The sequence below is a fragment of the Pseudomonas sp. 8O genome (assembly GCF_902506495.1).
GTDB classification, from domain to species: domain Bacteria; phylum Pseudomonadota; class Gammaproteobacteria; order Pseudomonadales; family Pseudomonadaceae; genus Aquipseudomonas; species Aquipseudomonas chaetocerotis.
The window spans coordinates 233,309-249,459 of the sequence record NZ_LR733267.1 but is presented as its reverse complement, the minus strand read 5'-3'; the positions used below and the strand labels follow the sequence as shown (position 1 = coordinate 249,459).

Annotated in this window: 16 protein-coding genes; 9 read left to right on the top strand and 7 right to left on the bottom strand. The window is 62.6% G+C overall.

Going from position 1 to position 16,151, the window contains the following annotated elements; translation table 11 throughout:
* The first annotated feature begins 27 nt into the window (after window positions 1–27).
* Window positions 28–1,716: a long-chain-fatty-acid--CoA ligase FadD1 gene (gene fadD1 / locus GV002_RS22345; protein WP_160020467.1), complete on the top strand. Its 1,689-nt coding sequence runs from the start codon at window positions 28–30 to the stop codon at window positions 1,714–1,716.
* Between the two features lie 55 nt (window positions 1,717–1,771).
* Here the strand turns inward: fadD1 and GV002_RS22340 are convergent, their stop codons facing one another.
* A complete protein-coding gene (locus tag GV002_RS22340) occupies window positions 1,772–2,626 on the bottom strand; it encodes a LysR substrate-binding domain-containing protein (protein ID WP_160020466.1) in 855 nt (284 codons plus the stop codon).
* 134 nt (window positions 2,627–2,760) lie between these two features.
* On the opposite strand from GV002_RS22340, the gene GV002_RS22335 reads away from it, so the two are divergent.
* The 4 genes from GV002_RS22335 to GV002_RS22320 are packed head-to-tail and all read left to right on the top strand — an operon-like array spanning window position 2,761 to window position 6,971.
* The gene (locus tag GV002_RS22335; protein ID WP_160020465.1) at window positions 2,761–3,816 is read left to right on the top strand and encodes an agmatine deiminase family protein; all 1,056 of its coding nucleotides are present in this window, start codon (window positions 2,761–2,763) and stop codon (window positions 3,814–3,816) included.
* The gene (aguB, locus tag GV002_RS22330) at window positions 3,816–4,715 is read left to right on the top strand and encodes an N-carbamoylputrescine amidase (RefSeq protein WP_160020464.1); all 900 of its coding nucleotides are present in this window, start codon (window positions 3,816–3,818) and stop codon (window positions 4,713–4,715) included. Before GV002_RS22335 ends, aguB begins: the two co-directional genes overlap by 1 nt.
* An 11-nt stretch (window positions 4,716–4,726) precedes the next feature.
* Window positions 4,727–5,818, top strand: coding sequence for an extracellular solute-binding protein (locus GV002_RS22325; RefSeq protein ID WP_160020463.1), 1,092 nt, complete (start codon window positions 4,727–4,729; stop codon window positions 5,816–5,818).
* A 28-nt stretch (window positions 5,819–5,846) separates the two neighbouring features.
* Window positions 5,847–6,971 carry an agmatine deiminase family protein gene (locus GV002_RS22320; RefSeq protein ID WP_160020462.1) on the top strand — a complete coding sequence of 375 codons (1,125 nt, stop codon included), beginning with the start codon at window positions 5,847–5,849 and terminating at the stop codon, window positions 6,969–6,971.
* A 220-nt stretch (window positions 6,972–7,191) separates the two neighbouring features.
* On the opposite strand, the gene GV002_RS22315 is transcribed toward GV002_RS22320, so the two are convergent.
* From GV002_RS22315 to GV002_RS22305, 3 genes are all read right to left on the bottom strand, one after another.
* Window positions 7,192–7,416, bottom strand: coding sequence for a hypothetical protein (locus tag GV002_RS22315; RefSeq protein WP_256667170.1), 225 nt, complete (start codon window positions 7,414–7,416; stop codon window positions 7,192–7,194).
* Window positions 7,417–7,569: 153 nt separating this feature from the next.
* Window positions 7,570–8,745, bottom strand: coding sequence for a cyanate transporter (locus GV002_RS22310; RefSeq protein WP_160020461.1), 1,176 nt, complete (start codon window positions 8,743–8,745; stop codon window positions 7,570–7,572).
* Window positions 8,742–9,644, bottom strand: a complete 903-nt coding sequence (locus GV002_RS22305; RefSeq protein ID WP_160020460.1) for a DMT family transporter — start codon at window positions 9,642–9,644, stop codon at window positions 8,742–8,744. The genes GV002_RS22310 and GV002_RS22305 overlap by 4 nt, the downstream gene beginning before the upstream one ends.
* Before the next feature lie 85 nt (window positions 9,645–9,729).
* Between GV002_RS22305 and GV002_RS22300 the strand changes: the two genes are divergently transcribed.
* Both GV002_RS22300 and GV002_RS22295 read left to right on the top strand, forming a co-directional pair.
* Window positions 9,730–10,233, top strand: a complete 504-nt coding sequence (locus GV002_RS22300; protein ID WP_160020459.1) for a MarR family winged helix-turn-helix transcriptional regulator — start codon at window positions 9,730–9,732, stop codon at window positions 10,231–10,233.
* Between the two features lie 207 nt (window positions 10,234–10,440).
* Window positions 10,441–11,196 carry a DUF4239 domain-containing protein gene (locus GV002_RS22295; RefSeq protein WP_160020458.1) on the top strand — a complete coding sequence of 252 codons (756 nt, stop codon included), beginning with the start codon at window positions 10,441–10,443 and terminating at the stop codon, window positions 11,194–11,196.
* A gap of 79 nt (window positions 11,197–11,275) precedes the next feature.
* On the opposite strand, the gene GV002_RS22290 is transcribed toward GV002_RS22295, so the two are convergent.
* A complete protein-coding gene (locus GV002_RS22290; RefSeq protein ID WP_160020457.1) occupies window positions 11,276–12,169 on the bottom strand; it encodes a LysR family transcriptional regulator in 894 nt (297 codons plus the stop codon).
* Between the two features lie 95 nt (window positions 12,170–12,264).
* Between GV002_RS22290 and GV002_RS22285 the strand changes: the two genes are divergently transcribed.
* Window positions 12,265–13,431, top strand: coding sequence for an MFS transporter (locus GV002_RS22285; protein ID WP_160020456.1), 1,167 nt, complete (start codon window positions 12,265–12,267; stop codon window positions 13,429–13,431).
* Between the two features lie 231 nt (window positions 13,432–13,662).
* Here GV002_RS22285 and GV002_RS22280 read toward each other — a convergent pair whose 3' ends face one another.
* Complete coding sequence (locus GV002_RS22280; RefSeq protein ID WP_160020455.1) at window positions 13,663–13,965, bottom strand: LasR-specific antiactivator QslA; 303 nt, start codon at window positions 13,963–13,965, stop codon at window positions 13,663–13,665.
* Complete coding sequence (locus tag GV002_RS22275; protein ID WP_160020454.1) at window positions 13,958–14,200, bottom strand: hypothetical protein; 243 nt, start codon at window positions 14,198–14,200, stop codon at window positions 13,958–13,960. The genes GV002_RS22280 and GV002_RS22275 overlap by 8 nt, the downstream gene beginning before the upstream one ends.
* A gap of 493 nt (window positions 14,201–14,693) precedes the next feature.
* Between GV002_RS22275 and GV002_RS22270 the strand changes: the two genes are divergently transcribed.
* A complete protein-coding gene (locus tag GV002_RS22270; RefSeq protein ID WP_023100462.1) occupies window positions 14,694–15,779 on the top strand; it encodes a hypothetical protein in 1,086 nt (361 codons plus the stop codon).
* Window positions 15,780–16,151 lie beyond the last annotated feature (372 nt).

The following is a 16,151-nucleotide window of genomic DNA, read 5'->3' as shown; positions in this document are numbered from 1 at the left end:
TCAGCTGTTGCTTAGGAGTGGGCTTCCATGACCGAAAACTTCTGGAAGGACAAGTATCCCGTTGGGGTTGCTGCCGAAATCAATCCCGATCAGTACCCGAACATCCTCGCGGTACTGAAAGAGTCCTGCCAACGCTTCGCCGACAAGCCTGCTTTCAGCAACCTGGGCAAGACGCTCACCTACGGCGAGATCTACACGCTGTCCGGTGACTTCGCGGCCTACCTGCAGAAACACACCGATCTCAAGCCCGGCGACCGTATCGCCGTGCAACTGCCCAACGTGCTGCAGTACCCCATCGTGGTATTCGGTGCCATGCGCGCCGGCCTGGTGGTGGTCAACACCAACCCGCTGTACACCGCGCGGGAGCTGGAACACCAGTTCAACGACTCTGGCGCCAAGGCGCTGATCTGCCTGGCCAACATGGCCCACCTGGCCGAACAGGTCGTGCCCAAGACGGGCGTGAAGACGGTGATCGTCACCGAAGTCGGCGACATGTTGCCGACCTTCAAGCGTCTGCTGGTCAATGCCGTGATCAAGCACGTGAAGAAGATGGTGCCGGCCTACAACCTGCCCAAGGCCATCAAACTCAACGATGCCCTGGCCAAGGGCCGTGGCCAGAGCTTCAGCGAAGCCAATCCGAACAATGGCGATGTCGCCGTGCTGCAGTACACCGGCGGCACCACTGGCGTGGCCAAGGGCGCGATGCTCACCCATCGCAACCTGGTGGCCAACATGCTGCAGGTCAAGGCGCTGATGGGCGCCAACCTCGATGAAGGCTGCGAGGTGCTGATCGCGCCGCTGCCGCTTTACCACATCTACGCGTTCACCTTTCACTGCATGGCGATGATGCTGATCGGTGGCCACAACATCCTGCTGACCAACCCGCGCGATCTGCCAGCGGTGGTCAAGGACCTGGCCAAGTACCGCTTCACCGGTTTCGTCGGCCTCAACACCCTGTTCGTGGCCCTGTGCAACAACGAGGATTTCCGCAAGCTGGACTTCTCCAGCCTGAAGCTCACCGTTTCCGGCGGCATGGCCCTGCAACTGGCCACCGCGGAGCGTTGGAAGGACGTCACCGGCTGCGCCATCTGCGAAGGCTTCGGTATGACCGAGACCAGCCCGGTGGCCACGGTCAACCCGTTCAGCGCCATCCAGCTCGGCACCATTGGTATTCCGGTGCCCTCGACCCTGTGCAAGATCATCAACGACGATGGCCAGGAACTGGCCATCGGCGAGATCGGCGAGCTGTGCGTGAAGGGCCCGCAGGTGATGAAGGGCTACTGGCTGCGCCAGGACGCCACCGACGAAATCCTCGATGCCGAAGGCTGGTTGAAGACCGGCGACATCGGTCTGATCCAGGAAGATGGCTATCTGCGCATCGTCGACCGCAAGAAGGACATGATTCTGGTGTCCGGCTTCAACGTCTACCCGAACGAACTGGAAGACGTGCTGGCGACCCTGCCCGGTGTGCTGCAGTGCGCCGCCATCGGTATTCCGGACGAAAAATCCGGCGAAGCGATCAAGGTGTTCGTGGTGGTCAAGCCGGGCGAGAGCGTGACCAAAGAGCAGGTGATGGAGCACATGCGCGCCAACCTCACCGGCTACAAGGTGCCCAAGGCCGTCGAGTTCCGCGACGTGCTGCCGACCACCAACGTCGGCAAGATCCTGCGCCGCGAACTGCGCGACGAAGAGCTGAAGAAGCTGGGCAAGAAGTGATTCGAGCCCGCTGATGAAAACGCCACCTTCGGGTGGCGTTTTCGTTTCTGCGCCGTTATGTCAGGCGCTGCTCCAGCCAGTGGCAGAAGCTCTGCGCCAACGGGTCGTGCTCGCTGTCGCGGTGGACCAGCCAGGCCCAGCGCGGGCCACGTACCTGGCGTGAACTCAAGGGCACCAGTTGCTCCTGGCTGCGCAAGTCGCTGGCCAGCAGTTCGCTGACCAGGGCAATGCCCAATCCCTGGCTGGCGGCGTCCAGCAACAGCCCGGGGTCGGAGAAATTCAGTCCCTGATTGCGCTGGCCGATGTCCTCGCCGCCCTGTACCTGCCAGTGGCTCCAGTCCATTTCTCGCTCGCCATGCAGGGTGGTGCGCTCGCTTGCAGGTGCTGCCAGTAGTCGCGGGTGGCAGGCGGGGTAGAGGCGATCTTCCAGCAGGACGCGAAAACTGCACTCGGCCTGGGCACTGAGGTCATCGCGCACGGCGATGTCGATGGTTTGGGTGGTCATGTCCGGTACTTCGTCGCTGGTGAACAGCCACAGATCCACTTCCGGGTGCAGGCGGTGAAACTCGCCCAGGCGCGGCACCAACCAGTGCCTGGCAAAGGCCGGCGTGCTGTTGACCACCAACTGGTTGGGCTTGCGGTACTGCTCCAGGCGCCGTATGCCCACGGCCAGTTGCTGCAGCAGCGATTGCGTGGTGCTGAGCAGGTCGAAGCCGGCGTCGGTCAGTGCCACGCTACGGCCATTGCGGAAAAACAGCGGCTGTTCGAGAAAGCTTTCCAGGCTGCGAATCTGCTGGCTGATCGCCGACTGGGTGAGGTGCAGCTCCTCGGCGGCCTTGTGGAAACTGCCCAGGCGCGCAGCGGCTTCGAAGCCGCGCAGGGCGTTTAGGGGAGGCCAGTGTTTGAGCATGATTGATAAGCCTGTCTAATCAGGTTGACGGAAAATCTATCGTTTGTTACGCCATTTTTAAAGGCCTAGCATGCAAGTCATCACCGCATGGGCGGTTTTCAGTGATCACAAAGACTTAACTGAAAGGCACTTGTATGCAACAGCACGCAGCAACTTCGAATGCTTGGTTCATGCCCGCCGAATGGGTTCCTCACGCCGCCACCTGGATGGTCTGGCCGCACAACCAGGTACTGTGGGAGTCCGGTTGGGGCGTGACCCTGGCCGACGTACAACTCGACCTCGCGCGAGTGGCCAATGCCATCGCGCGTTTCGAGCCGGTGAAGATGGTGGTCGATCCCTCGGCGGTGTATCGCGCCCGTGAACTGTGCGGCGCCAATGTCGAGCTGATCGAACTGGCGGTGGACGACAGTTGGTGCCGCGATTCCGGGCCGAGCTTCATCTGCCATCCGCAGCTGGGGCTGGCGGGTGTCAGCTGGCGCTTCAACGCCTGGGGAGGCAAGTCCGAGCATGGGCTGGACGAGAGCCTGGCGCGCCGCATCCTCAATGGCCTCGGTCTGGATTGCTTTGGCACGCCACTGAGCAACGAAGGTGGCGCCATTCATGTGGACGGCGAGGGCACGCTGATCACCACCGAGTCGGTGCTGCTCAACCCCAACCGTAATCCCGGCATGAGCAAGAAGGAGATGGAGGACATCTTCGCTCGCCTGCTGGGTGTGAAGAAAACCATCTGGCTGCCGGGCGACCCGGACTACGTGACCGGCGATATGACCGACGGCCATGTCGATGGTGTCTGCGCATTCGCACGGCCCGGCGCGCTGCTGGTCGATGCCACGCGCGACCCGAGTTCGGTGTATGCCGAAGTGGTACGCGAGAACCGTCGTGCACTGCAGTTGGCCAGCGATGCCCAGGGGCGTCAGTTCGAGCTACTCGAATTGTTCGAAGCCAGCGAGGCCGTGGACAGCGAAGCAGAGGTGTTCTGCGCCTCGTACACCAATTTCTACATCTGCAACGGCGCCATCATCATGCCGGCCTACGGCATTGCGGCCGACGACGAGGCGGCCGCGACTCTGCGCCTGGCTTTCCCCGGTCGTGAAGTGGTGCCGGTGCGCATCAATCAGCTGGCCCACGGTGGCGGCGGCGTGCACTGCATCACCCAGCAGCAGCCGGCCTGGCCGCAGGGGGCGAAGTGATGAGCAAGCTGGTCGTCGCCACCACCCAGTTCGCCTGCAGCTGGGACCTGCGAGCCAACCTCGATCGTGCCGAGCGCCTGGTGCGCGAAGCGGCGTCCCGCGGCGCGCGGTTGATCCTCCTGCAGGAGCTGTTCGCCACGCCGTACTTCTGCATCGAGCAGGATCACAAGCACTTGGCGCTGGCCGAGGAGTATGCCAGCAGCCCGTTGCTCAAGCGGTTCGCCGCGCTGGCCAGGGAACTGGGTGTGGTGCTGCCACTGTCCTGGTTCGAGCGCGCCGGCAACGCCTACTTCAATTCCCTGGCGGTGGCCGATGCCGATGGCCGTCTGCTGGGCGTCTACCGCAAGACTCATATCCCCAACGCCATCGGCTACCAGGAGAAGGAGTACTTCAGCCCCGGCGATACCGGCTTCCGTGTCTGGGACACCGCCGTGGGGCGCATTGGCGTGGGTATCTGCTGGGATCAATGGTTTCCCGAGACGGCGCGCTGCCTGGCACTGCAGGGCGCCGAAGTGCTGCTCTATCCCACGGCCATCGGTTCCGAGCCGGGTGCAGCGTCACTCGACTCGCGTGATCACTGGCAACTGACCCAACGCGGCCACGCAGCGGCGAATATCGTCCCGGTACTCGCTGCCAACCGCATCGGTCGTGAGGTGGCGACCACCGATCCGGCCTTGCAGATGAGCTTCTATGGCTCGTCGTTCATCACCGATCACAAGGGCAAATTGCTGGCCGAGGCCGACCGCGATGGCAGCGGCGTATGGCTGGCCGAACTCGACCTTGCGGCGATGCGTGAGGAGCGCCTGACCTGGGGTATTTACCGCGACCGCCGCCCGGAAATGTACGGGCCGCTACTGGGGCTCGATGGCCGCCAAACCCATAGCCACTGGAACCCGTGAGGAGTCTGAAGATGAATATCAGAAGCACGTTGCTCATCAGCACTCTGCTGCTCTGCAGCATCCAGGTCCAGGCGGCCGAGAAGGTGTTGCGTCTGTACAACTGGGCCGACTACTTCGCCGAGGACACGATGGCCAACTTCACCAGAGAGACCGGCATCCGGGTGATCTACGACGTCATGGAAGGCAGCGAGACGCTGGAGGCCAAGATGATGGCCGGCAGCAGTGGCTATGACCTGATCTTTCCCGGTGACACCGTGGCCGAGCGGCTGATGCGCGCTGGGGCCTTGCAGAAGCTCGACTCGAGCAAGCTCGAGCACCTGGCCGACATCGAGCCGGGGCTGCTCGCACTGCAAACCCAGTACCCCTATTCGCGGCATGCGACGGTGCCCTACACCTGGGGCAGCATCGGCATCACCTACAACGCCGCGATGATCGAAAAACGCATGGGCGATGCGCCGGTCAACAGCCTGGATCTGCTGTTCAAGCCGGAGAACGCCGCGAAGTTCGCCGACTGCGGCATCTCCATGATCGACTCGCCGGATGAAGTCATGGCCGTGGTGCTCAACTACCTCGGTCGCTCGCCTCGCAGCGCCAAGCCGGACGACCTGAAAGCTGCCACCGAGCTGCTGCTGGCGATCAAACCTTACATCCGCAAATTCCAGTCGCAGCCAGTCACCGATCTGGTCAACGGCAACCTGTGCCTGTCGCTCGGCTACAGCGGCGACGTCACCCAGGCGCAGCGTGCCGCCAGCGGAGCCGGCAGCGCCGCGGACTTTCGCTTCCACGTCCCGCGCGAGGGCACCACGGTGTGGATGGACACCATGGCCATACCCGTGGATGCCCGCCACCCGGAGTACGCCTACGCGTTCATCAATTTCGTCATGCGCCCGGAAAACATGGCGGCGATCAGCAACTTCACCGGCTATCCCACCTCGAGTGCCAAAGCTCGGCCGATGGTCGCGGACGACATGCGCAACAACCCCGACATCTATGTCGACGAGGCCACCTATGCGCGGCTGATCCCCGGCAAGGACATCCCCCAACGCGACATGCGTGCACGGGTGCGTGCCTGGAACCACTTCAAGACCGCGCGCAGCCACTGAGCTGCATCACTCGCAGGAGAATAAAACCATGTCGAGCCGTCGAGATTTCATCAAGCAACTGACCGCCGCCGCCGGGCTGGGCGCCGTCGCTTCCCTGGGCCTTGGCCTGAACGCACCGCGCGTGCGTGCCGCCTTGGCAGGCAGCTGGTACATGCCGGACGAGCACGGCCCGCAGGAGCGCGTGTTCCTGGCCTTCGCCGCCTCCACGGCGATCTGGGAAGACTTCGCCGTGCCGGTCAACGATTGCATCGCCATGCTGGCCAAGACCATCGCCCGCTATCAGCCGGTGACCGTTCTGTGCCGCGCCAATCAGCTGAGTCAGGCCAGAAGTAAATGCGGCACCAGCAACATCGACTTTCTGACGTTGCCGCTGGACGACGTCTGGGTGCGTGACTATGGCGGCTGTTTCGTGGTCGATGGCCAGGGCGGTATCGGCCTGGTTGATTTTCACTTCAATGGCTGGGGCGGTAAGCAGCGCGCCAGCAACGACACCAGGGTGGCCGACACCCTGAGTTACGAGCTGGACGTGAACTACCTGGCCAGCCAACTGGTAGGCGAGGGCGGCGGTATCGAGGTGGATGGCCATGGCACGGCGATCATCACCGAGAGCTGCTGGGTCAATGGCAACCGCAATCCGGGCATGAGCCGGGGGCAGATCGAGGCCGAGCTGAAGGCCAACCTCGGCCTGCGCAAGATCATTTGGCTGCCCGGCATCAAGAACAAGGACATCACCGATGCACACGTCGATTTCTATGCACGCTTCGTCAGGCCGGGCGTGGTCATCGCCAACCTCGACAACGACCCCAAGTCCTATGACTACGCGGTGACGCGCACGCACCTGGAGATTCTCAAGACCGCCACCGATGCCGATGGCCGCCGCCTGACCGTGCACACCCTGCCGCCGCCGCTGAAGGTGCGCAGCAACGTCTACACCCGCAACAACCCGGATTTCGCGCCGGGCTATATCAACTACCTGCCGATCAACGGCGCCGTGATCGTCCCGCAGTTCGGCGACGCCGCTGCCGACAAGTACTGCAAGGATCTGCTGACCCAACTCTATCCGGGGCGCACCGTGGTGCAGGTCAACATCGACCCGATTGCGGCCGGAGGTGGAGGTATCCATTGCGTGACCAAGAACATGCCGCGCGTTTGAATCCTGTTGGTGCGCAATAGCTGCGCATGTTCAGGTTTAATGCCAGTCAGCTAAGCCGTTGCCCTCGATCTTTGTAGGAGCCGGCTTGCCGGCGATCCGCCATAAACAGTATCGCCAGCAAGCTGGCTCCTACAAAAACACCACCTCTACTGCAGGTATGAGGGGTAAAGAATTCATCTGATCAGCATTGACCTCTGGGTGACGTTTTGCGCGGCCGGTTTCAGTCTTTTGTGCCTTGTGCACTACCCCAGGCCGCCAGCAGCACGCCGCCGATGATGCACAGCGCCGCCAGCAGCATACTCAGACTGCCCTGTTCGCCGAGCAGGCCGATGGCGATGGCGGCGCCGGTGATTGCCGCCACCGAGCCAATCTGGCCGAGAAATACCGTGCCAGCCAGATTCTGCAGGACGAAGAACAGCGCATAGACGGTCGCGAACAGCAGCATCAGCTAGGCCAGCAGGCCCACTGCCGCAGGGCCGTAGAGCGTATTCGCGAAGCAGTACGCCGCTCTGGTTTCTAACGCTCGTGGTTGAAATGGATCGGTGGACTGTTCGCTTCGCTCCTGAGTCCGCCCTACATGCTGAGTCCGCCCTACATCCTAGGCAGGTGGAAGGGAGCGAGTATGGAAGCGGCCGCTGCCCGGCTTGAAGCGGGCGGCCATACTCATCAACACCAGGGTAGCAGCGGCCATTGCCAGCCAGCTCAGGCGCAGGTCGTCGGTGTACTGACGTAGTAGGCCGGCCAGGAATGGAGCCGTGGCGGCGATCAGGTAGCCGCCGCCCTGCACGAAGGCCAGCAGGTCGCCGGTCTGGCGCGGATCATCCAGATGATCCTGGGCCACCACCAACGACAGTGGGAACAGCGCGCCGATGCCGATGCCCAGCAACATGCAAATCGGCACCACCAGTTGCAGCGGTGCCATCATCAGGCCGAGCAGCCCGGCCAGCAGCGCCAGCAAGACCACCGCCAGCAACACGCGCCGATCCGGATAGCGTGGCAGCAGGCTCGATGCCAGCAGGCCGGCGACTACTTCGCAGAGCGTCAGCGCCGCCAGCAGCAGGCCGCTGGCCTGCTCGCTCCAACCCAGCGAGGTGTAGTAGGGCGGCAGCCATGCCAGCACCAGGGTGTAGCCGGCGGTGCCGATGCCGAAGAAGCTCATCAACAGCCAGGCCCTCGGCGAGCGCCAGACATCCAGGCATGGCAGCTCGCTCGAGGTTGCGCCTGCCTGCGCAGGTGCCGCGCGGCGCCAGAACGCAGCAGCGAGCAGAGCGGGCAGTGCCCAGCTCGTCAGCGCCCACGACCAGCCTATCGACTGCGCCAACCAGGGCGTCAGCGCTGCACCGAAGGCCGCGCCGCCCATGATCGCGCAGCTGTAGAAACCGATCAGGCGGCCACTGTCGGCGGCGAAGCGCGACTTGATCAAGCCCGGCAGCAGTGCCTGGACGAAGGCGATCCCGGCGCCAGCCAGCAAGGCGGTGGCGATCAAGGTGCTGGAATCCGGCAGCACGCCGCGCAGCAGACAGGCGAGGGCGATCAGCAGCACGCCGAAGAGAATCCCGTTGCGTTCACCCAAGCGTTTGCGCAGCAGGCCGGCGGCCAGAGCACCGAGCCCCATGATCACCACCGGCAGGCTGGTCAGCAGGCTGGCGCCGATATGATTCAGGCCGGTGTCGAGCTGGATACGGTCGAGCAACGGGCCGATGGCAGCCAGCACCGGACGCAGATTCAGGCCGAGCAGGACAATGGCGATGAGCAGCAAGGTCTGGCGCTTCATGCCTGTGCCTCCTTGGCGCCACGCCAGGCCACCAGCAGTACACCGCCGACGATGCACAGCGCCGCCAGCAGCATGCTCAAACTGCCCTGTTCGCCGAGCAGGCCGATGGCGATGGCGGCGCCAGTGATCGCTGCCACCGAGCCGATCTGGCTGAGAAACACCGTGCCGGCCAGGTTCTGCAGGACGAAGAACAGCGCATAGACCGCCGCGAACAGCAGCATCTGCAAGGCCAGTAGGCCGACTGCCGCAGGGCTTTCCAGGCGGGGTGCGAGGTCGACACCGAACAGGCCCAGCGGCACCAGCAGCAGTGCGCCGCCCAGCAGCATGCCGGGGGCCAGGGATAGTGGGCTGGCACCCGCCGGCCAATAGCGGGCGCGGTAGATGTTGCCGAGCGCCAGGAATACCGGCACGCAGAGCGCCGCCAGCACCCACAGCAGGGGGCTGTCGCCGGCGTTGAGCTTGCCCAGGGCCAGCAACAGGCTGCCGGCCAGGCCGATGCAGATGCCCAGCAGACGAATGCGGCTCAACCCTTCCATGCGCAAGGCCAGGGCCAGCAGGTAGGTGATCAGGGGCGGGAAGGCCAGGCACATCGAGGCGAAGCCGGCGCCGACATGGCCAATCGAGCTGAACAGCAAACCGTTCGGCACGGCGATGCTGAGCAGCCCTGAGGCCAGGTAATAACCCAGCAATCCGGGGCCGATGCCGGGGCGCTCGCCGCGTATCCAGGTGAACAGCAACAGCAGCAGGCCGCCGCCCAGCAAGCTCCAGAGCAGGTAGGCCATGGCCGGCCAGCCGACGTTGCCGGCCAGTTTCACCAGGATGCTGGTCAGCCCCATAAGGGCGCCGATGGTCAGCAATAATGACAAGGCGAGAACAGGACGAAAATTGGAGCCGGGCATGCAGCTGCCTCCTGAGGGTGAATGCGTTACGATGCAAACATTCTTTTTGAAAAGTATCTTGATAGCAAGATAAATCGAGGGCGATATGCAAGACCGTGCACAATTGGCTGCCGAACAGTGGCTTCGACAGCGGCCGGATCTGGATGGCTTTTCCATGGCGGTGATCGGCCGCCTGGGTGAGCTCAGCCAGGTGATCACGCGCGATCACCTGCTGCCGTTCTTCACCGCGCACGGCCTCCAGGCCGGTGAGTTCGACCTGCTCGCGACCTTGCGCCGCTCGGGCGAGCCCTATGCGCTGATGCCCACGGCGTTGTACGAGAGCGCGATGATTTCCTCGGGCGGCATGACCAGCCGCATCGACCGTCTGGAAAAGGCCGGGCTCATCGAGCGACGCAAGCATCCCAGCGACCGTCGTGGCGTACTGGTGGCGCTGACCCCGGCCGGCTTCGAGCTGATCGACGGCATCCTGGCGGCCCACGTGGCTAACCTGCAGCGCGTGCTCTCGGGATTGACCGCTGCCGAGCAGCGCACGTTGCATGAATTGAATGGCAAGTTGTTGGCGGGGCTGGCGCAGCAGGGCGCCGAGTGATCGACGTGTTCTATGGCTCCCGCCCTCGTGAGTGCGAGGCCATGACGCCCTGAGTGCTGCCCAGCGGGTGGACGCCGGATGGCATTGCCACGTAGCGCGTGGGAGCGCTCAAGATGTACTCAGCCGCCGCGAGGGTTGAAGCCCTGGAGTTGACGCCTCAACGTTTTGAGCCACGATCTCCTGGCGGTATAGCGAAAAGGCGCACATATGGAATCGGTCTGGATCGCAGCGGGTGTCTTCGTATGTCTCCTGTCGGCATCCCTGTTCATGATGCATGGGTACCCCAAACTCTCGGCTCGTCACCGAGATGAAGAAACCAACACGGTGGTGCGCCTGGTCGCCAATATCTTTGTGGTCATGACCTCACTGGTGTTCGGCCTGATGATCAATTCGGCCAAGAACACCTTCGAAGCGATCGACACCAACATGCACACCTATGCGACCAGCCTGATCATCTTCGATCGAACACTGAAGACCTACGGTGACAAGGCGCAGGACACGCGCGAGCAGTTGGCCGCCTACGTGGAGCACGCCATTGCCAATCCCTATCGCGGCGACGAAGCGCTGCAGCATCGAGTGAGTCCCGCCACTCAATATCTGGATGATATCGGTGCGGTCCTGGCTGCCATCAGCCCCGAAACTCGCTATCAAGAAACCATGCTCAGCGACCTTCGTCAGCAGTACCACTCACTGATAGAACAGCGCTGGCGAATCGTGGAGCAGTCCGAAGGGACGATACCGATGCCACTCATCGGCATGCTCGTCGCGTGGTTGACGTTGATCTACGCCAGCTTTGGCTATCGCGCGCCGAACAACCCAATGGTAATTGGCATGTTCACCTTGTCTGCACTGCTGATTGCCGCCTCCGTATACCTGGTTCTGGACATGGATATTCCCTTCCATGGGCCGATACAGATATCAGACGCACCATTGCGCAGAGCCCTGGCGGAAATGCAGATGTAGCGCGGTTTTTTCCCTGGGCAGCGGTCTTCCGTGAGGGCGGGGCAGAGTGCAACCGTCCAGTGCCAGCCACATGCTCGGCTCACATCCGATGATGTTCCAGCAGGAAATCCACGAACACCCGCACCCGCGCCGGCATCGCCGAGCCGCCCACGAACACCGCATGAATCGGCTCCCGATCACCGGGATTGAAGGTTTGCAGCAGCGGCACCAGATCACCGCGCAGCAGGTCCTCGGTCACGCTGAACTCGCCGATGCGTGCGATGCCGGCGCCGACCCGGGCGAACTGCGCCAGCGCCTCTCCGCTGCTGCATTCGATGTTGCCGCAAACCTTCAGGGAGAACCCCTGGCCGTCGCGGGTAAAAGGCCAGTTGGGTTCGGCGCGGCGGAAGTTGAAGCGCAGGCAGTTGTGTTGCAGCAGGTCTTCCGGCTGCTGCGGCGTGCCGTGGCGTTGCAGGTAGTCGGGGGAGGCCACCACCACCTGGCCGGTTTCGCCGACCTTGCGGGCGGTCAGCGGGCTGTCCGGCAGATGGCCGAAGCGCACGGCTACGTCAGCCTGGCCGCCGAGGATGTCGACCACCTCGTCGCCCAGGCTGAGGTCGACGGTGATGTTCGGGTAGCGCGCACTGAAGGCGGCCACCAGCGGCACGATGGCCAGCCGGCCGTGGCCGAGCGCTGCACTCACACGCAAGCGACCCCGTGGCACGCCCTGGTCGGTGATGGCTTCCTCGACTTCCGCCATGTCGGCGAGGATGCGCCGGGCGCCGCGCAGATACGCTTCGCCCTCGGCAGTGAAGGTGATCGCGCGGGTAGTGCGCAGCAGCAGGCGGGTGCCAAGGCGCTGCTCGGTGCGCGCGATGATCCGGCTGACGGCCGAGGGTGTCAGTCCTAACGCTCTCGCCGCAGCGGACAGGCTGCCTTCCTCCGCCACGGTGGCGAACACCGCCATCTCACCTGACCTGCCGTTGAAGTCCATTTGTGCTCCTTAAGCAAAGGTCTTTGCCAGAAATGCCATCTACCGCCGTCAAGGTTTGGATCCTAGCATTCGCGGCATAGATGAGGAGCCTTTCCATGCGTATCAATCCACCCCTAGTTGCACTCGCCATCGGTGCCTTCGGCATCGGCGTTACCGAGTTCGCCCCCATGGGCATGTTGCCGGGTATCGCCAGCGATCTCGGTGTCTCCATTCCGGCTGCCGGCCTGCTGGTCAGCGCCTACGCGCTGGGCGTACTGCTTGGCGCGCCACTGATGACCCTGACCACCGGCAAGATTCCCCGGCGCTACCTGCTGATCGGGCTGATGGCCATCTTCACCCTGGGCAACCTGATGTCCGCCCTGGCGACCGATTACACCAGCCTGCTGATCGCCCGCGTGGTGACTTCGCTGAACCACGGCGCCTTCTTCGGCGTCGGCTCCATCGTCGCCGCCAGCGTGGTCGCGCCAGACAAACGCGCAGGGGCGGTGGCCGCCATGTTCATGGGCCTGACCCTGGCGACCATCGGCGGCGTGCCGCTGGCGGCCTGGTTCGGTGAGGTGCTCGGTTGGCGCACGGCGTTCTGGGGCATCACTGGCCTGGGTGTAGTGGCCATGCTCGCGCTGTGGTTTGCGCTGCCCAACGTGGCGTTGCCGAAAAGCGACGGCGTGCTGGCGGAAATCCGCGTGCTCGGCCGTGGCCCGGTGCTGGCAGCCCTGGCCCTGACCGTGATCGGCTCCAGCGCGATGTTCACCGTGTTCACCTATATCGCGCCGATCCTCAGCAGCGAGACCCAGGCGTCAACCGCCTTCATCACCGCGATGCTGGTGCTGTACGGCATCGGCCTGACGCTGGGCAACGTATGGGGCGGCAAGGCGGCGGATCGCTCCGTCGACCGCACCCTGATCGTCTCGCTGAGCGCGCTGATCCTGGTCTTGCTGGCCTTCACCGTGCTGATGCGCTGGCCGCTGCCGGCTGCCGTGGCCATCCTGATCTGGGGCATCGCCAGCTTCGCCATCGTGCCGCCGCTGCAGATGCGTGTGATGGAAGCCGCCAAGGAAGCGCCCAACCTGGCCTCGGCAGTGAATATCGGCGCTTTCAACCTGGGCAATGCGATTGGTGCGGCGCTGGGCGGCGCGGTGATCAACGCGGGGTTGGGCTACCCGGCGATCTCCCTGGCCGGTGCTGCGATGGCGGGCTTGGGGCTGCTGATGGTGCTTGGGTTTGCCTGGCGTTCCAAGGTGGCAACTGCTGCGGTGGCGTAAGGATTGGAGCGGTAATGAAAAGGGGGGCGGATTAAATAAATCTGTCTCCTTTTTCTGCGAAGGGCAGGGCGTACCGAATGTTTGTTGATGGCTCCCACGCTCCGGCGTGGGAGCAAGCCTGTGACTCTCTGCGTCACAGCACAGCACGCAACTGCCCGTGGACGCTGGAGCGTCGAGGGCTGCATTCCCACGCAGAGCGTGGGAACGATCAATATGCCCTCGCCTGTGTCGTTACAGCCGCAACTCCGTGCGCAGTGCCTGATGCCCGCCGCCCAGCGGCGAGCACAGGCGCTGGTGGATGCGGCTGAGAAAGCCCGTCTCGAAGGCATGGCGCTGCGCACCTGGTGGATAGAGCTGGCGCTCCAGCAACAGATTGGCCCACAGCCAGCCGCTGTTGGCGTCGTCCAGCCAGGCCTGCGCGGTCTGCACGCCGTGGTCGAAGCTCGTCTGGCAATCGGCGTTCCAGCCGAATTCGGCAGGCGGTTGCCCGTCATGGCCGGGCAGGTGGGTGAAGTGTCGTTGCAGCTCATTCATGCTCGGCCCTCCAGGCTGCATGGGCAATGGCCCGGCGGTAGAGCACGATCAACTCGCTCAGCAGCGCGCTGGTGGCATTCGCCAGCTCCGCTTCCGGCAAGCCCCGCAACAGCATCGCCAGCAAGGCCGCGCGATATTCGGCGGCCGCCTGCAAGGGGTATTCGTTCGCGACGAAGCTGTGTAGCGGATTGCGTGGCGAAGGGAAGTGAATAACGACGGATTCAGACGTGGTCATGCAGCACCTCCAGAACGGAAGTCGACACGACAGCCAGCAGCCCAGGGCGGAGCCCTTGGGTAAAAGGGGGATAGTGCATTTTCCTTATGCTCCTTCGTGCGATTAAGGAGCCGCCAACCAAGCCTTCCTACGGGCGTGGGTGGCGGACCGTGCAAGGGTAGGAATACCGGCCACGAAGGACGCCGGCCAGGCCGAGGCCTGCCTCACACGGCCCGCCATAAATGCACGAGAAAACAACAGGCACAAAAAAAGCGCCTGCTCTCGGCTATGGCGCTACCGCGCCCTTCGTGAAAAATCGGGTTCCTACACCCGGTCACGGGATTGACCGTGACGGGCGGACTGTAGCGCGGGGTGAGGGGAGAGGGCAAGGTGTGGAGTGGCTGCTATCGGCCAAGAGCGGACGGTGATTCAGCTAGCCGCTGCGAGTAGAGCCTAGCCACCGGTTTGGCGGTGAAGCTATGCTCACGGAAGATCGAATAGAGGGTGTTGGAAAGTGTCTGCTGAGTACATTCTTGAACAATTCATTATTGGCCCACGCTTGCAGCTGAGCATCTCCGAGGAGCGCTACAAGGAGCTTGCATATGCACGAAACGTGTTGTCCGAGGCACTGGCTTTCGAGCAACGCTACGAATTATTGATTGGTAATTTTCTGGCCATGGAACTGGCTTTCACCGAAATTTGCCTGCGTACCAAAGTGGAGCCTCAACATCGGTATGTGGATTCAGCAGAAATCCTAGAGGAAGCAAATCGCCATGTCGTGAATATGCTTACGGCTATGCGAGCCTATGCCGACCAGGTAGTGCAGGACTTCAAATGCTTGGGGCTGGTTCCTAGCTTCAGCGAGGTGGCTAAGTCGGAGCTAAATGAGGCATTTGCCCGAAGCTCGGACTATCGATTTATGTGCAGTTTAAGGAACCACGTTCAGCATAAGGCTACTGCTGTTCACGGTTTTATAGCGAACGATGATGGGACGAGAGATGCCAACGGCTGGGTCGAGACAGTCAGTTTTTATGCAAACAAAGTGACTCTTAGGGCAGATAAGGACTTCAAGCTCCGAGTTCTAGATGAGCAACCGGAAAAGATCGATATTCGGCGGCGTGCGCGACGAAGTGTGCAAGCGGTAGGCGAGGTACATATGGCTCTACGCAACTTGTCCAAAGACCAGGTAGCGCGAGCTAGGTCAGCAATTGAGCTGGCAATCCGCGAATACAAGGAAGCTGGTGCAACGTCAGCCATCGGTCTTGGCGCTCGACGCGTCGGGGATACCAGCGCGGATGTCGCCCTATTGCTGGACTGGGATGACGTTCGACTTCGGCTTGTCGATAAGAACAGCAGCCTTCCACGGCTTTGGCCCCGCCGTAGTCATCGTGAACCGAAGATTGAGGAGATTATTGCTCTGCGTGAGGCAATGGAGCATACCCAAGCCCAAGCAGCAGCGCTGGTGTTCGTTACCGAAGATCGCTGGCGAGACTACGAAGATGGTCTGCCGATGCCGGAGGGCCTATTTCATCTTTACAAGCTTCAGGTAGGACGCCATCCGACACACACTCTCCAGCGATCGAATGCTGTCGCCGACTGAAGGAATAGCCACCACCCGATTGTAATCCGTGTCAGTGGCTTACGCGTGCCTTTTCAAGAGCTTATGTATGGGGCAGAAATGCTCGCCGGTCGAGGGGATAACCCGACCGATAGCAGCTGTTGGTGAGAGGAGCTATTGGCCGGCAGCAGCCCGTTGTGACCGGCAACATCTGAGCCATAAATACCTGTGGCGGGGTAGTGGCTACCTCTAAGTGCTTTCGCGGAAGAGCCATAACCGGCCAATTGATCTCCGCCACGTCGTGGACTGTTACTCATCGGCTGGTGCTAAGCTCTTCGAGCTGTGTGTGCAGCCAGTTCACAGCCGTAACGGATGGGGCGGAATGGAAACTAGTAAAAATTTAGGAGTATGGCT

Coding starts and splice junctions, on each gene's coding strand:
- fadD1 (WP_160020467.1), top strand. CDS start 28: ATGACCGAAAACTTCTGGAAGGACAAGTATCCCGTTGGGGTTGCTGCC.
- GV002_RS22340 (WP_160020466.1), bottom strand. CDS start 2,626: ATGCTCAAACACTGGCCTCCCCTAAACGCCCTGCGCGGCTTCGAAGCC.
- GV002_RS22335 (WP_160020465.1), top strand. CDS start 2,761: ATGCAACAGCACGCAGCAACTTCGAATGCTTGGTTCATGCCCGCCGAA.
- aguB (WP_160020464.1), top strand. CDS start 3,816: ATGAGCAAGCTGGTCGTCGCCACCACCCAGTTCGCCTGCAGCTGGGAC.
- GV002_RS22325 (WP_160020463.1), top strand. CDS start 4,727: ATGAATATCAGAAGCACGTTGCTCATCAGCACTCTGCTGCTCTGCAGC.
- GV002_RS22320 (WP_160020462.1), top strand. CDS start 5,847: ATGTCGAGCCGTCGAGATTTCATCAAGCAACTGACCGCCGCCGCCGGG.
- GV002_RS22315 (WP_256667170.1), bottom strand. CDS start 7,416: ATGCTGCTGTTCGCGACCGTCTATGCGCTGTTCTTCGTCCTGCAGAAT.
- GV002_RS22310 (WP_160020461.1), bottom strand. CDS start 8,745: ATGAAGCGCCAGACCTTGCTGCTCATCGCCATTGTCCTGCTCGGCCTG.
- GV002_RS22305 (WP_160020460.1), bottom strand. CDS start 9,644: ATGCCCGGCTCCAATTTTCGTCCTGTTCTCGCCTTGTCATTATTGCTG.
- GV002_RS22300 (WP_160020459.1), top strand. CDS start 9,730: ATGCAAGACCGTGCACAATTGGCTGCCGAACAGTGGCTTCGACAGCGG.
- GV002_RS22295 (WP_160020458.1), top strand. CDS start 10,441: ATGGAATCGGTCTGGATCGCAGCGGGTGTCTTCGTATGTCTCCTGTCG.
- GV002_RS22290 (WP_160020457.1), bottom strand. CDS start 12,169: ATGGACTTCAACGGCAGGTCAGGTGAGATGGCGGTGTTCGCCACCGTG.
- GV002_RS22285 (WP_160020456.1), top strand. CDS start 12,265: ATGCGTATCAATCCACCCCTAGTTGCACTCGCCATCGGTGCCTTCGGC.
- GV002_RS22280 (WP_160020455.1), bottom strand. CDS start 13,965: ATGAATGAGCTGCAACGACACTTCACCCACCTGCCCGGCCATGACGGG.
- GV002_RS22275 (WP_160020454.1), bottom strand. CDS start 14,200: ATGACCACGTCTGAATCCGTCGTTATTCACTTCCCTTCGCCACGCAAT.